Annotated in this window: 13 protein-coding genes; 2 read left to right on the top strand and 11 right to left on the bottom strand. The window is 68.3% G+C overall.

The features are described from left to right. Positions 1-119: 119 nt before the first annotated feature. Together HWX58_RS06165 and HWX58_RS06160 are read right to left on the bottom strand one after the other, a co-directional pair. Entirely contained in the window at positions 120-455 is a 336-nt protein-coding gene (locus HWX58_RS06165; protein WP_227530278.1) for a hypothetical protein, read from the bottom strand. After that, on the bottom strand, positions 452-943 hold the full coding sequence (locus HWX58_RS06160; RefSeq protein ID WP_175986117.1) for a hypothetical protein: 492 nt from the start codon (positions 941-943) through the stop codon (positions 452-454). Before HWX58_RS06160 ends, HWX58_RS06165 begins: the two co-directional genes overlap by 4 nt. A 73-nt stretch (positions 944-1,016) precedes the next feature. Here HWX58_RS06160 and HWX58_RS06155 point away from each other — a divergent pair, with 73 nt between their 5' ends. Continuing rightward, positions 1,017-1,931, top strand: coding sequence for a hypothetical protein (locus HWX58_RS06155; protein WP_250646120.1), 915 nt, complete (start codon positions 1,017-1,019; stop codon positions 1,929-1,931). Positions 1,932-2,043: 112 nt separating this feature from the next. On the opposite strand, the gene ilvC is transcribed toward HWX58_RS06155, so the two are convergent. The 7 genes from ilvC to HWX58_RS06120 form a co-directional block, all read right to left on the bottom strand. Beyond that, positions 2,044-3,114: a ketol-acid reductoisomerase gene (gene ilvC / locus HWX58_RS06150; protein WP_284690599.1), complete on the bottom strand. Its 1,071-nt coding sequence runs from the start codon at positions 3,112-3,114 to the stop codon at positions 2,044-2,046. Beyond that, positions 3,111-3,620 carry an acetolactate synthase small subunit gene (gene ilvN, locus HWX58_RS06145; protein WP_175986115.1) on the bottom strand — a complete coding sequence of 170 codons (510 nt, stop codon included), beginning with the start codon at positions 3,618-3,620 and terminating at the stop codon, positions 3,111-3,113. The genes ilvC and ilvN overlap by 4 nt, the downstream gene beginning before the upstream one ends. A 3-nt stretch (positions 3,621-3,623) precedes the next feature. Next, positions 3,624-5,426, bottom strand: coding sequence for an acetolactate synthase large subunit (locus HWX58_RS06140; RefSeq protein WP_175986114.1), 1,803 nt, complete (start codon positions 5,424-5,426; stop codon positions 3,624-3,626). Positions 5,427-5,450: 24 nt separating this feature from the next. Beyond that, on the bottom strand, positions 5,451-7,169 hold the full coding sequence (gene ilvD, locus HWX58_RS06135) for a dihydroxy-acid dehydratase (protein ID WP_175986113.1): 1,719 nt from the start codon (positions 7,167-7,169) through the stop codon (positions 5,451-5,453). 9 nt (positions 7,170-7,178) lie between these two features. Then, the gene (gene otsB, locus HWX58_RS06130) at positions 7,179-7,976 is read right to left on the bottom strand and encodes a trehalose-phosphatase (RefSeq protein ID WP_175986112.1); all 798 of its coding nucleotides are present in this window, start codon (positions 7,974-7,976) and stop codon (positions 7,179-7,181) included. A 77-nt stretch (positions 7,977-8,053) separates the two neighbouring features. Next, positions 8,054-9,466: an alpha,alpha-trehalose-phosphate synthase (UDP-forming) gene (locus HWX58_RS06125; RefSeq protein WP_175986111.1), complete on the bottom strand. Its 1,413-nt coding sequence runs from the start codon at positions 9,464-9,466 to the stop codon at positions 8,054-8,056. Between the two features lie 32 nt (positions 9,467-9,498). Further along, the gene (locus HWX58_RS06120) at positions 9,499-10,752 is read right to left on the bottom strand and encodes an MFS transporter (protein WP_175986110.1); all 1,254 of its coding nucleotides are present in this window, start codon (positions 10,750-10,752) and stop codon (positions 9,499-9,501) included. A gap of 175 nt (positions 10,753-10,927) precedes the next feature. Here HWX58_RS06120 and HWX58_RS06115 point away from each other — a divergent pair, with 175 nt between their 5' ends. Next, a complete protein-coding gene (locus HWX58_RS06115) occupies positions 10,928-11,224 on the top strand; it encodes a hypothetical protein (protein WP_175986109.1) in 297 nt (98 codons plus the stop codon). 9 nt (positions 11,225-11,233) lie between these two features. On the opposite strand, the gene HWX58_RS06110 is transcribed toward HWX58_RS06115, so the two are convergent. Together HWX58_RS06110 and HWX58_RS06105 are read right to left on the bottom strand one after the other, a co-directional pair. Continuing rightward, complete coding sequence (locus HWX58_RS06110) at positions 11,234-12,412, bottom strand: acetyl-CoA C-acetyltransferase (protein ID WP_175986108.1); 1,179 nt, start codon at positions 12,410-12,412, stop codon at positions 11,234-11,236. Beyond that, entirely contained in the window at positions 12,409-13,062 is a 654-nt protein-coding gene (locus HWX58_RS06105) for a 3-oxoacid CoA-transferase subunit B (RefSeq protein ID WP_175986107.1), read from the bottom strand. Before HWX58_RS06105 ends, HWX58_RS06110 begins: the two co-directional genes overlap by 4 nt. Between the last annotated feature and the right edge of the window lies 1 nt (position 13,063).

Raw genomic sequence — 13,063 nt, 5'->3', positions numbered from 1 at the left:
TCCTTCGGGTTGGCGGCAGAGCGCGGATGGGGACCGATGCGCCGCACACCGTCGGGGGCGCGATCGAGACCCACCTTACCCGAGCACGCCAGGTGCTCCGCGCCGTGTGACGCTCCGCCTCAGCCGGTCAGCGACGAGAAGTTCAGCGTGCTCAGCGCGACGACGTTCATCCAGAACACGGCGACCAGCGCGAGCCCGGCGAGGAGGACGAGCGCGAACTCGACCGCCTGGCGCCGTCGGCCGAGCGCGTATGCCGGGGCGAAGATGAGGATCGGGAAGAGCACGGAGAAGAGCAGGACGAACCACCCGTACGCGTTGAGTCCGTACTGGGCGACGCTGACGAGATACGCCACGGCGTTCCACACGGCGTACGCGTAGAACAGCCCGGCAAGACCGAGGATCAGCGTCTTCATCAGCCCGAGGCCCTGCCCCTTCGTCGTCTCGCGCGCGGTCATGCGCCCACCGCCCCGGTCATCACGAACGGCCAGGGCACCAGGAGTGCGATCCCGGCGATGAAGCCGACGACGCGGATCCAGGCCGCGGAGTGCCGCGTGAGCGTCCAGACAGCGCCGAACCACAGCGCGGGGGCCAGCACCGCTGCCCAGACCGCGACCTGGTACATGACCGTCGGCACGAGGAACAGGGCGCCCGCCTGCAGATTGAGACCACCGATGATCCAGCCGATCGTGTACAACAGGTACACCCCGCCGACGATGCCGACCAGCAGCAGCATGGGTGTGCTGAGACCCTCCGGCTCGTCCGGCTCGACGACCGTGCCGTCCGCTTCGACCCGGCCGACCGACTCACTGTCCTTGCCGACCGCGTTCCAGCCGTCCGGCAGGGCCGGCTTCGCCGTCTCCCCCGCCGATGGCTTACGGCGAGGCGCTGCCGGATGCTCGTCGTCGCCCTCCCAGGAGAACGCGTCGTCCGCTTCGGATGTCATGTGTCCAGCGTAGCCATCGCCATCGGTGCCGGATATGCTCAGGGAGTTCACAGGAGCCTGAGGGAGATCGACCGTGACAGAACCGGACAAGAACGTCGCCGCGAACGACTGGAAGCCCACGCCGGAGTCCAAGCGCAAGGCGACCGCCTTCCGGTGGATCGCCGTTGCGCTGTGGGCCGTCGCGATCGCCACAGAGGCCGTCGCCATCTTCTGGCTTCTGCGCCAGCGCGAGTTCGTCGGCGAGGACGGCGGACTCGTCCGCAACACCGACACCGGCCTGCTCGAGGATCAGCAGGCCACGGCCCAGTTCCCGCAGTGGGCGTTCGTCACGCTGATCGTGATGCTCGTCGTGATCGCTGCGCTGTCGATCACCGGTTCCTTCCTCTGGAAGAAGGCGAACCGTCTGGACCCTGCGCGCAAGTCCGACAAACTGCGGTTCTTCGTCCAGAACCAGCTGGGCGCGATCATCGCGGTCATCGCATTCCTGCCGCTGATCATCCTCATCTTCCTGAACAAGGACATGGACAAGGGGCAGAAGACCACGGCCGGCATCATCGGCATCGTGCTCGCGGTCGCCGCATTCGCGCTGGGCATCGACTACAACCCGTCGTCCGTCGAGCAGTACACCGCCGACCAGTCCACCGTCATCCAGCTGCTGGGCCAGGACCAGGTCGTCTGGGTCGACGGCGGATCCGTCTACCACGTCTGCGAAGAGGTCTCCGACATCCAGACCGGCAGCGAGAAGCGCGTCGGCACCACCGCCGAGGCCGTGGCGGCCGGCAAGACAAGGCTCACCCTGGAATTCGCATCCGAGCTGCGCACGTGCGGACTAGCCGTACCCGAGAACTCGGATGAGATCGTCGAGGCGCTGCGCGCGATCCGCGACGGCGCGACGGACACGCTGCTACCCGAACCGGTGTGGGCGTCCCCGTCGGATGCTCCGATCGAGATCCCGGATGCCGCCCCGGAGGGCGACGAGTCGGAGTAGGTCCGAACACGGAGAGACCCCGTCTCAACGACGAGACCCCGTAGCAATCACGTGGATGCGACGGGGTCTCGTCGATAAGACGGGGTCTCAGTGTCGTGCAGTCGGACTCAGATCAGCGCGCGGCCGAACCGTCCACGTAGTCCTCGTCCTGCTGCTTCCATGCGAACAGCGAGCGCAGCTCCTTGCCGGTCGTCTCGATCGGGTGCTGCTCCTCCTTGGCGCGCAGCTCCAGGAACTCCTTCGCGCCGTTGTCCTGGTCGTCGATGAAGCGCTTCGCGAACGCGCCCGACTGGATGTCGGCGAGCACGCCCTTCATGCTCTCCTTGACGGCCGAGTCGATGACGCGCGGGCCGGAGACGTAGTCGCCGAACTCAGCGGTGTCGGAGATCGACCAGCGCTGCTTGGCGATGCCGCCCTCCCACATGAGGTCGACGATGAGCTTGAGCTCGTGCAGCACCTCGAAGTACGCGATCTGCGGCTGGTAGCCCGCCTCGGTCAGCGTCTCGAAGCCGGCCTGCACGAGGTGGCTCACGCCACCGCAGAGCACCGCCTGCTCGCCGAACAGGTCGGTCTCGGTCTCCTCGGTGAACGTCGTCTTGATGACGCCGGCGCGGGTTCCGCCGATCGCCTTGGCGTACGACAGCGCGAGGTCCCAGGCCTTGCCGGATGCATCCTTCTCCACGGCAATGATGTCCGGGATGCCGCGACCGGCGACGAACTCGCGGCGCACGGTATGGCCGGGCGCCTTCGGCGCGACGAGGATGACGTCGACGCCCTCGGGTGCGTCGATGTAGCCGAAGCGGATGTTGAAGCCGTGCGCGAAGGCGAGGGTCTTGCCCGCGGTCAGGTTCGGCGCGATCGACTCGGAGTAGATCGTGCGCTGGTGCTGGTCGGGGGCGAGGATCATGATGACGTCCGCCCACGCGGTGGCATCCGCCACATTCTTGACCGGGAAGCCGGCCTCCTCGGCCTTGGCAGCCGACTTCGAGCCGTCCTTGAGGGCGATGGCGACCTCGACGCCCGAATCGCGCAGGTTCTGCGCGTGGGCGTGGCCCTGCGAGCCGTAGCCGACGATCGCGACCTTCTTGCCCTGGATCAGGGACAGGTCGGCGTCGTCGTCGTAGAAGATCTCAGTGCTCACTTGTATTTCTCCTTGATTGTGGTTCGAAAAGTTCGTAGTCAGCCGCGCAGGACGCGCTCGGTGATGCTCTTGCCGCCGCGCCCGATGGCCAGCAGCCCGGACTGCGCGATCTCCTTGATCCCGAAGGGCTCCAGGGCGCGCAGCAGGGCGTCGATCTTGCCGCGGTCGCCCGTCACTTCGACGACGAGCGCATCGGCGGCGTAGTCGACGACGGAGGCGCGGAAGAGATTCACGACCTCGATCACGTTCGACCGCGTCGTGTTGTCGGTGCGCACCTTCACCAGCACGTGCTGGCGCTGCACCGAGGTGGCGAAATCGAGCTCGACGATCTTGATGACGTTGACGAGCTTGTTCAGCTGCTTGGTCACCTGCTCGAGCGGAAGCTCCTCGACGTCGACGACGACAGTGATGCGCGAGATCCCCGGCACCTCGGTCACGCCCACGGCGAGCGACTCGATGTTGAAGCCGCGACGGGCGAAGAGACCGGCGACGCGGGTCAGGAGACCTGGGGTGTCCTCGACGAGGAGGCTCAGAACGTGCTTGGACATGGTTCAGACCTCCTCATCGAATGCCGGAGCGTGGTCGCGCGCGTACTGGACGTAGTTGTTGCTCACGCCCTGCGGCACCATCGGCCACACCATCGAGTCGGCGGAGACGACGAAGTCGATGACGACCGGGCGATCATTGGTCTCCAGCGCCAGCTGGATCGCGGCATCCACCTCGTCCTCCTTCTCGACGCGGATGGCCAGGCACCCGTAAGCCTCGGCGAGCTTGACGAAGTCCGGGATCCGGACGGTGTCGTGCCCGGTGTTCAGGTCGGTGTTCGAGTACCGGCCGTCGTAGAACAGCGTCTGCCACTGGCGCACCATGCCGAGCGAGGAGTTGTTGATGATCGCTACCTTGATCGGGATGTTGTTGATCGCGCAGGTCGCGAGCTCCTGATTGGTCATCTGGAAGCAGCCGTCGCCGTCGATCGACCAGACGACCCGGTCGGGCTCGGCGACCTTCGCGCCCATCGCCGCGGGCACCGAGTAGCCCATCGTGCCCGCTCCCCCGGAGTTCAACCATGCGTTCGGACGCTCGTACTTGATGAACTGCGCGGCCCACATCTGGTGCTGGCCGACGCCGGCGGCGTAGATGCCCTCGGGCCCGGTGAGCTCGCCGATGCGGGAGATCACATACTGCGGCGCGAGCAGGCCGTCGCTGGGCTCGGTGTACCCGAGCGGGAACTCGTCACGGAGCCCGTCGAGGTAGGACCACCAGTCCGAGATGTCGGGCTTCGTGCTGCCGACGACGCCGCGGTATGCGGCATCCAGGTCGATGAGCACATCGCGGACGTCGCCCACGATCGGCACGTCCGCCGTGCGGATCTTGGAGATCTCGGCCGGGTCGATGTCGACGTGCACGACCTTCGCATACGGGGCGAACAGCGATGCCTTGCCCGTCACGCGGTCGTCGAACCGGGCACCGAGCGAAACGATGAGGTCGGCCTCCTGAAGCGCCAGCACGGCAGGCACGGTTCCGTGCATGCCGGGCATGCCGAGGTGCTGCTCGTGCGAGTCCGGGAAGGCACCGCGGGCCATCAGGGTGGTGACGACAGGGGCTCCGGTGGATTCGGCGAGTTCCTTGAGCTCAGCAGCGGCCCGGCCGCGCACGACGCCGCCGCCGACGTAGAGCACCGGTTTCTTCGACTCGGCCAGCAGTGCCGCGGCTGCCTGGATCTGCTTGCCATGCGCCTTGGTGACGGGCCGGTAACCGGGCAGCTCGATCTTGGGCGGCCAGACGAACGGCACGGTGTCCTGCTGAGCGTCCTTCGTGATGTCGACCAGAACCGGACCGGGACGGCCCGTCGAGGCGATCTCGAAGGCGGCCGCGATCGCGCCGGGGATGTCGCGGGCGTCCTTGACGAGGAAGGAGTGCTTGGTGACCGGCATCGTGATGCCGACGATGTCGGCCTCCTGGAAGGCGTCCGTCCCCATGAGAGTGGAGAACACCTGACCGGTGATCGCGACCAGCGGCACGGAGTCCATGTAGGCGTCGGCGATCGCGGTGACAAGGTTCGTGGCACCGGGCCCGGAGGTGGCGATGCACACGCCGACCTTGCCGGACGCCGAGGCATAGCCCTCCGCGGCGTGGCCGGCGCCCTGCTCGTGGCGCACGAGGATGTGGCGGAGCTGCGAAGCATCCATCAGCGGGTCGTAGACGGGGAGGATCGCTCCTCCGGGCAGACCGAACACGTCGGTCACGCCGAGCAGCTCGAGCGAGCGGACGACAGCCTCGGCGCCGGTGATCTCCGGCGCGGAGGTCTTCGGGGCGGGCGGCCGTGGCACGGCCGAAACGGCGTCAGCAGTCATGTGATTCCTTGGTGATCTGCGGGTTCAGCCCGTGGTCGCGCCTTCGGCGGCGGAACGCACGAGCTTGGAGTACTTGGCAAGAACGCCACGGGTATAGCGCGGGGGAAGCGGCTCCCAGCCGGAGCGGCGGGAGGCGAGCTCTGCATCATCGACGAGTAGGTCAAGAGAGCGAGCTGCGATATCGACCCGTATCAGATCACCATCGCGCACGAAGGCAATGGGACCAGCGTCCACCGCTTCGGGTGCTATGTGGCCGATGCACAGGCCGGTTGTGCCGCCTGAGAATCGTCCGTCCGTCAAGAGTAGTACATCTTTTCCGAGCCCAGCGCCCTTGATGGCGGCGGTGATGGCGAGCATCTCGCGCATGCCCGGTCCGCCCTTGGGGCCCTCGTAGCGGATCACGATGACCTCGCCGGCGTTGATCTCGCCGTTCGCCACAGCATCCATCGCCGCGCGCTCGCGTTCGAAGACGCGAGCAGGGCCCTCGAACACGGTCGCGTCGAAGCCGGCGGTCTTGACGACGGCGCCCTCGGGGGCGAGCGAGCCGTGCAGGATCGTGAGGCCGCCGGTGGCGTGGATCGGGTTGTCGAACGTGTGGATGACCTCGCCGTCGATGGGGTCGGGGTTCAGCTCCGCGAGGTTCTCGGCGAGCGTCTTGCCCGTGACGGTGAGCGCGTCGCCGTGCAACAGGCCCTCGTCGAGCATCGCCTTCATGATGACCGGGATGCCTCCGTGCCGGTCGACATCGTTCATGACGTACTTGCCGAACGGCTTCATGTCGGCCACGTGCGGCACCTTGTCGCCGATGCGGTTGAAGTCGTGCAGGCTGAGGTCGACCTCGGCCTCGCGGGCGATCGCGAGCAGGTGGAGCACGACGTTGGTGGATCCGCCGAGCGCCATGGCGAGGGCGATCGCGTTCTCGAACGACTCCTTCGTGAGGATGTCGCGGGTGGTGATGCCCTGACGGAGCAGGTTCACCACGGCCTCGCCGGAGCGGTGCGCGAAGTAGTCGCGGCGTCGGTCGGCGGAAGGCGGCGCTGCGGATCCGGGGAGGCTGAGGCCCAGCGCCTCGGCGACGGATGCCATCGTGTTGGCGGTGTACATGCCGCCGCACGCGCCCTCACCGGGGGCGATCGCGCACTCGATGCGCTTGAGGTCCTCTTCGCTCATGAGCCCCGCACGGCAGGCGCCGACGGCCTCGAACGAGTCGATGATCGTGACGTCCTTCTCGGTGCCGTCCGACAGCTTGACCCAGCCGGGGGCGATCGAACCGGCGTAGAGGAACACGCTGGAGAGGTCGAGGCGGGCGCTGGCCATGAGCATGCCGGGGATGGACTTGTCGCATCCGGCGAGCAGCACGCTGCCGTCGAGGCGCTCCGCCATCATGACCGTCTCGACCGAGTCGGCGATGACCTCGCGCGAGACGAGCGAGAAGTGCATGCCCTCGTGGCCCATCGAGATGCCGTCCGAGACGGAGATGGTCCCGAACTGCAACGGGTAGCCGCCACCGGAGTGGACGCCCTCCTTGGCGCCCTGGGCCAGGCGGTCCAGGCTCAGGTTGCACGGGGTGATCTCGTTCCAGCTGGACGCGATGCCGATCTGCGGCTTGTCCCAGTCCTCATCCCCCATCCCGACGGCGCGGAGCATGCCTCGGGATGTGGTGGCCTCGATGCCGTCGGTGACGACGCGGCTTCGGGGCTTGATGTCGATGGATGCATTCGAAGAAGGGTCGTGCGAGGACATGACGGCAGTCTATTCCCGTCCCGACGCACGCTCGGACGCGAGCGTCTCCAGAAGATCCGCCATCTGCTGTGGAGTGTCCACACGCAGCGCAGCCGCGCTCTCCCCCGGACCGACGCGCACGCCGAGGTCGCCAGGGAGCAGGACCCGCATCGCGTCCTCGTCTGTGACGTCGTCGCCGGCGAACAGGATGCCGGTGGCATCGAAGTGCTCGCGCAGAACCGACATCGCCGTGTCCTTGCCCTCGGTCCGCGACGAGAACTCGAGCACGCGGTGCCCCGAGCGCCGCCGCCAGTGCGGGTAGTGGTCGGCGACGAGCGCGTCGATCTCGGCGAACGCGGCCTGCTCCGTCTCGCGCGTCGCCCGGCGCGTGTGGATGCCCATCCCGAACGTCTTGGGCTCGAGCTCGACGCCCTCGTAGCGGTCGACGATCGGCTGCGCTGTCGCCCAGAGCCGTTCGCGCGCGCCGTCCTCGGTCGCAGCCCCCGGAGCATCCTCGTCACCCGTGCCGGGGAACCAGTACTGCGCGCCATGGGAGCCGGCCAGGGCTATCACCGAATCCTCGTCGTGCTCGGTGATGATCTTCAGATCGTGCATGCTGCGACCGGACACGTAGGCGACGAGCGTGTCGGGAAGGGATGCGAGCCGCTCGACCTGCGCGGCGACCTCGGGAAGAGCCCGTGCCTCCATCGGGTCGGGCACGAGCGGGGACGCCGTGCCGTCGAAGTCGAGTGCGACGAGGAGTCGTGGTGTCCTCGCGATCGCTGAGAGGGCGTCGTCTGCGGTTCCGGGGGTCCAGGTGCGGGTCACTGCGGGTCTCCTCGTCGGGGTCGATTCCCGACCAGCCTCTCATGCGCCGGTGTCCGGCTCCGCCGCATGACGGCCGATCAGGAGCGTTGCGTGCGCACGGCCGCGAGGGCGTCGAGGAACGACGAAGACCACACCTTCACATCGTGCTCGAGCACGCGCTTGCGCAGCGACCGCATCCGGCGGCTCTGCTCGGCCGGCTCCATCTCGACCGCGGTCATGATCGCGTCCTTCAGCCCCTCGATGTCGTGCGGGTTGACGCGGATGGCCTGACGCAGCTCATCGGCCGCGCCGGTGAACTCGCTCAGCACGAGCACCCCGCGGTTGTCGGCGCGCGTGGCGATGTACTCCTTCGCGACGAGGTTCATGCCGTCCCGGAGCGCGGTGACGAGCATGACGTCGGCGGCCAGGTACAGCGCGACCATCTCCTCGCGCGGGAAGCCCTGGTGCAGATAGCGGATCGCGGTGTGCACCATGGTGTCGAAGTCGCCGTTGATGCGGCTCACCGCCAGCTCGATCTCATCGCGCAGGTGCACGTACGCGTCGACGCGTTCGCGGCTGGGGCTCGCGACCTGGATGAACGTGACGTCCTCGACGCTGAGCCTGCCCTCGGCGAGCAGCTCGCCGTAGGCCTTGATGCGGTGCCGGATGCCCTTGGTGTAGTCGAGCCTGTCGACGCCGAGCAGGATCCGCTTGGGGTCGCCGAGACTCTTCCGGATCTCCGCCGCCCGCGCCCGCACTTCGGGCTTCTGGATGAGCTCGAGGTACGGGGCCGTGTCGATCGAGATCGGGAAGGCCTTCGCGAGCACGCGGCGCGAGCCCTCCTCACCGGGGACCTCCACGAGAGATCCCTTCACCGGGTGCTGCAGGCGCCGGCGCACGGCGGCGAGGAAGTAGGTGGCGTCCTGCGCTCGCTGGAATCCGATGACGTCGGCGCCGAGCAGTCCGCGCAGCACCTGGTCGCGCCAGGGCAGCTGCGCGTACAGTCCGTGCGCAGGGAACGGGATGTGGTGGAAGTAGCCGATCGTGACGTCGGGTCGGAGCGTCCGAACCATCTCGGGCACGAGCTGAAGCTGGTAGTCGTGCACCCAGACCGTTCCGCCCTGCGCGACGGCTGAGGCCGCGGCCTCGGCGAAGCGGTGGTTGACGGCGACGTATGCCTCCCACCACTCGCGATGGAACTGCGGCGGGGCGATCACATCGTGATACAGCGGCCAGATCGTGTCGTTCGCGAAGCCCTCGTAGTACTCCTCGACCTCCTGCTCGCTCAGCGCGATCGGGATCAGTCGGATGCCGTTCGCCTCGAACGGCTCGAGCTCGAGGTCGGCCTGCCCGGCCCACCCGACCCATGCTCCGTCGACCGTCTTCATGACAGGCTCGAGCGCCGCGACCAGGCCGCCGGGAGAGGTGCGCCAGCTCTCCTCGCCGTCGGGGGCGACGACCCTATCCACCGGAAGACGGTTCGCGACGACGACGAATTCTGCGGCTGTCATGGCCGGCCCCTCGCTAGCGGTGGAACCCCAGGCTATCGACTCCGCCACGGTGCGCGGCAGGCGACCCCGTTCAGCGCACCGCACACGAACACGATCGCGGCGGCGGCGGCCGGCACCATCAGTGCGGCGGATGTGCCCACCGACTGCGCGATCTCGCCGGTGACGGCCGCGCCGATCGACTGCCCGACGATGACGCCGGAGCCGAGCATGGTCATCACCGTGGCAGAGCGGCCCAGCGGGCTTCGGGCGGCGCCGAAGCTGTACTGGGTCACGAGGGTCGGTCCGATCCCGATGCCCATGACGGCGAGGACCGCGACCATCCCCGCCACCGACGAAACCGTCGCCAGAAGCAGAGATCCCAGCAGCAGGATGCCGGAGAACACCAGCCAGCGGGCGTGAAGGCTGAAGCGCGGAGGGAGCCAGGCGACTCCGAGCGCGAGCAGCGCGGACCCGATTCCCATGACGCCGTAGAGGAGCCCGGCCTGCTCCGGTTCCCCTCGATCGGCCATGAAGGCCGTCAGCGCGGTGAGAGTCGCGCCGAAGAACAGCCCGACGCCGAAGATGCCGGTGACGACGACGAGCAGCTGCGGTCGGAACAGCTCGGCCGGTGCCGACGGCGCCCGACCGTCGCTTCCCCGCTCATCCGAGACATGACGACCGCTCGGGTGCAGCGCGAAGGCGCCGACGAACACGATGGTGAGCACGGCGGCGCCCACCAGGGGCGCCCAGGGGGCGATCCAGGACGCCGCGATCCCGACAAGGAAGGGCCCGAACACGAATACCGTCTCGTCCGCAGCGGACTCGTAGGCCATGGTTGCCGACAGCGTGCGCGCGCGGTGCGGTTCCGGCATCCGCTCGTTGATGATCGTCACCAGGCGCGATCGGGACATCGGCGCGACCTGCGGGGCGGTCGCGCCGATACCCGCAGCCGCCAGCAGGACATACGGGTCGGCGGCCGAGCCGTATACGACGAGGGTGAAGACGATCAGCGCCACGCTGTTCGTCACGGCGAGCAGCACGAGCACCGGTCGCTGGCCGAACCGGTCTGCCGCCGCGCCGAGCAGCGGCCCGAAGCAGGCGGTGCCGATGCCGACGGCCGCCGAGGTGAGTCCGCCCAGGGAGAGCGATCCGCGGGCCGAGACGACGAGGGTGAGGACGCCGACGACCATCATCGCGAACGGCAGCCGTGCGACGAAGGCGATCAGGAAGTACGGCAGGCCCGCCTGGCGGAGCAGGCTCGCCGGTCGGGTTGGAGGGGATGGAACTGATGCGTGTGTCTGTGTCATGACTCTCACGCGCCCGGACGGCGCGGGATCAGGTGCCGCCGCTTTCCGCCGGGATGCCGACGGCCGGTAGATACACAGCTTCTGGCGCTCGCGCGCCGCACTGATCATAGCGAGGGCACCTGAGCGTTTTCCAGCCCCGCGCGCGCCCGGGCGCCATGAGGGTAGCGTGGACGTCATGCGCTACCTCTTCAGCACCGGTCTGGTCGCAGCGATCTCTGCAGGAGTGTCGCTTCTGCGCGGAACTCGAGACGAACCGATCACCTGGCGGCTGGTGCTCTCGTGGTTGAGCTGGGGCATCACCCTCTCGCTCGCGATCGGCGCCGTCGTCGACATGAGGAGAGAACGCACCGGCAACCAGGTCGACGCCGACTCGCCGCAGTCGGTCAAGAAGGCGAAGAAGGCGCAGCGCCTGCAGTTCAAGTCTCAGAAGGCCCTGGCCGACGCCCAGCGCCACGCCAAGGATCGCCGCTGAAAGTCTGGGTCAACGTGTGAGGATGAGCGCCTCGCCCTGACCTCCGCCGCCGCACAGGCCGACGGCGACGGTACCCCTCCCCCGTCGGTTCAGCTCGTGCGCCATGTGCACGACCAGACGGTTGCCGGATGCGCCGATCGGATGCCCGATCGCGATGCCGCCGCCGTGGATGTTCACGATGTCGCTCGAGATCCCGAGCTCGGTCTGCGAACGCGCGACGACCGCGCCGAATGCCTCGTTGATCTCGACCAGGTCGAGATCTGCTGCGGTGATGCCCTGCTTCTCGAGCGCGCGGGCGATCGCCTGCGCCGGCTGGGCCTGGAGCGAGTTGTCCGGGCCTGCGGTCTGGCCGCTCGCACCGACGACGGCGAGCACCGGCCAGCCCTGGGCCTCGGCGTTCTCGCGTGTGGTCACGATGACGGCGGATGCCCCATCGGAGATCTGCGAGGAGTTGCCGGCGGTGATCGTTCCGCCCTCGGCGAAGGCGGCCCGAAGCTTCGCGAGCGTCTCGACGGTCGTGTCGGGGCGCACGCCCTCGTCGCGGGTGAGGACGACCGGCTCGCCGCGGCGCTGCGGGACCTCGACGGTGACGAGCTCGTCATCGAAGACGCCTGCGTCGGCGGCAGCGGCGGCGCGCTGGTGCGACAGCGCCGCGACCTCGTCCTGCGCCTCACGGGTGAGCTCGAACCGCGGGTTGTGGCGCTCGGTCGATCCGCCCATGCTCTCGCGGTCGTAGGCGTCGGTGAGTCCGTCATAGGCCATGTGGTCGAGCACCTCGACGCTGCCGTAGGTCCAGCCGTCGCGCGATCCCATGAGCAGATGCGGCGCACGCGTCATCGACTCCATGCCGGCGGCGACGACGGTCGTGGCGTCCCCGGTGCGGATCATGCGCGCGGCGTCGATGACGGCGGTCAGGCCCGAGAGGCACACCTTGTTGACCGAGTGCGCCGGGACGTCCCAGCCGATGCCCGCCCCGATGGATGCCTGGCGGGCCGCGTTCTGGCCGGAGCCGGCCGCGAGCACCTGGCCCACGATGACGGCGTCGATCGCTGCCGGGTCGACGGATGCCTGCTCGAGCGCGCCCTTGATCGCCAGCGACCCCAGTTGCGGCGCGGTGAAGGACGCCAGCTGCCCTTTCAGGCGCCCCTGCGGGGTGCGGGCGGCTGCGACGATGACGATGTCGGTCATGAGTTCTCCTTCAATGCTTCCGTGACGATGAGCGGAGGCTCGGTCGCGTCGATGACCTGCTGGGCGCTCACGCCCGGCGCGGTCTCCACGAGCACGAGTCCGGCTTCGGTGACATCGATCACAGCGAGGTCTGTGATGATGCGGTGCGCGACCCCGCGACCCGTGAGGGGCAGGGAGCACTCGTTCACGATCTTCGCCGAGCCGTCCTTGGCGACGTGCTCCATGAGGATGATCACGCGGCCGGCGCCGTGGACGAGGTCCATCGCGCCGCCCGGTCCCTTGACCATCTTGCCGGGGATCATCCAGTTCGCCAGATCCCCTGTCGCGGAGACCTGCATGGCACCGAGGATCGCCGCGTGGATCTTGCCCCCGCGGATCATCCCGAAACTCGTCGCCGAGTCGAAGAACGCCGCGCCGGGGAGCGTGGTGACGGTCTCCTTGCCGGCGTTGATGAGGTCGGGATCGACCGCGTCCTCCGTCGGGTACGGGCCGACGCCGAGGATGCCGTTCTCCGACTGCAGTACGACCGTGACGCCGTCGGGCACGTAGTTGGGCACGAGGGTCGGCAGACCGATGCCGAGGTTCACATAGGAGCCGTCGGAGAGCTCTGCCGCAGCGCGCGCGGCCATCTGCTGGCGGGTGAGTGCCATG

Source organism: Microbacterium tenebrionis, from assembly GCF_903645325.1.
Classification (GTDB): Bacteria; Actinomycetota; Actinomycetes; order Actinomycetales; family Microbacteriaceae; genus Microbacterium; species Microbacterium tenebrionis.
Note: the sequence above shows the minus strand (reverse complement) of the source record. Positions and strands in the feature narration are given on the sequence as shown.

Bases quoted from the DNA above. Each gene is read 5' to 3' on its own strand.
- HWX58_RS06140 (WP_175986114.1), bottom strand. From the start codon at position 5,426: ATGACTGCTGACGCCGTTTCGGCCGTGCCACGGCCGCCCGCCCCGAAG.
- HWX58_RS06115 (WP_175986109.1), top strand. From the start codon at position 10,928: ATGCGCTACCTCTTCAGCACCGGTCTGGTCGCAGCGATCTCTGCAGGA.
- HWX58_RS06160 (WP_175986117.1), bottom strand. From the start codon at position 943: ATGACATCCGAAGCGGACGACGCGTTCTCCTGGGAGGGCGACGACGAG.
- HWX58_RS06105 (WP_175986107.1), bottom strand. From the start codon at position 13,062: ATGGCACTCACCCGCCAGCAGATGGCCGCGCGCGCTGCGGCAGAGCTC.
- HWX58_RS06110 (WP_175986108.1), bottom strand. From the start codon at position 12,412: ATGACCGACATCGTCATCGTCGCAGCCGCCCGCACCCCGCAGGGGCGC.
- HWX58_RS06120 (WP_175986110.1), bottom strand. From the start codon at position 10,752: ATGACACAGACACACGCATCAGTTCCATCCCCTCCAACCCGACCGGCG.
- HWX58_RS06125 (WP_175986111.1), bottom strand. From the start codon at position 9,466: ATGACAGCCGCAGAATTCGTCGTCGTCGCGAACCGTCTTCCGGTGGAT.
- HWX58_RS06165 (WP_227530278.1), bottom strand. From the start codon at position 455: ATGACCGCGCGCGAGACGACGAAGGGGCAGGGCCTCGGGCTGATGAAG.
- ilvN (WP_175986115.1), bottom strand. From the start codon at position 3,620: ATGTCCAAGCACGTTCTGAGCCTCCTCGTCGAGGACACCCCAGGTCTC.
- ilvD (WP_175986113.1), bottom strand. From the start codon at position 7,169: ATGTCCTCGCACGACCCTTCTTCGAATGCATCCATCGACATCAAGCCC.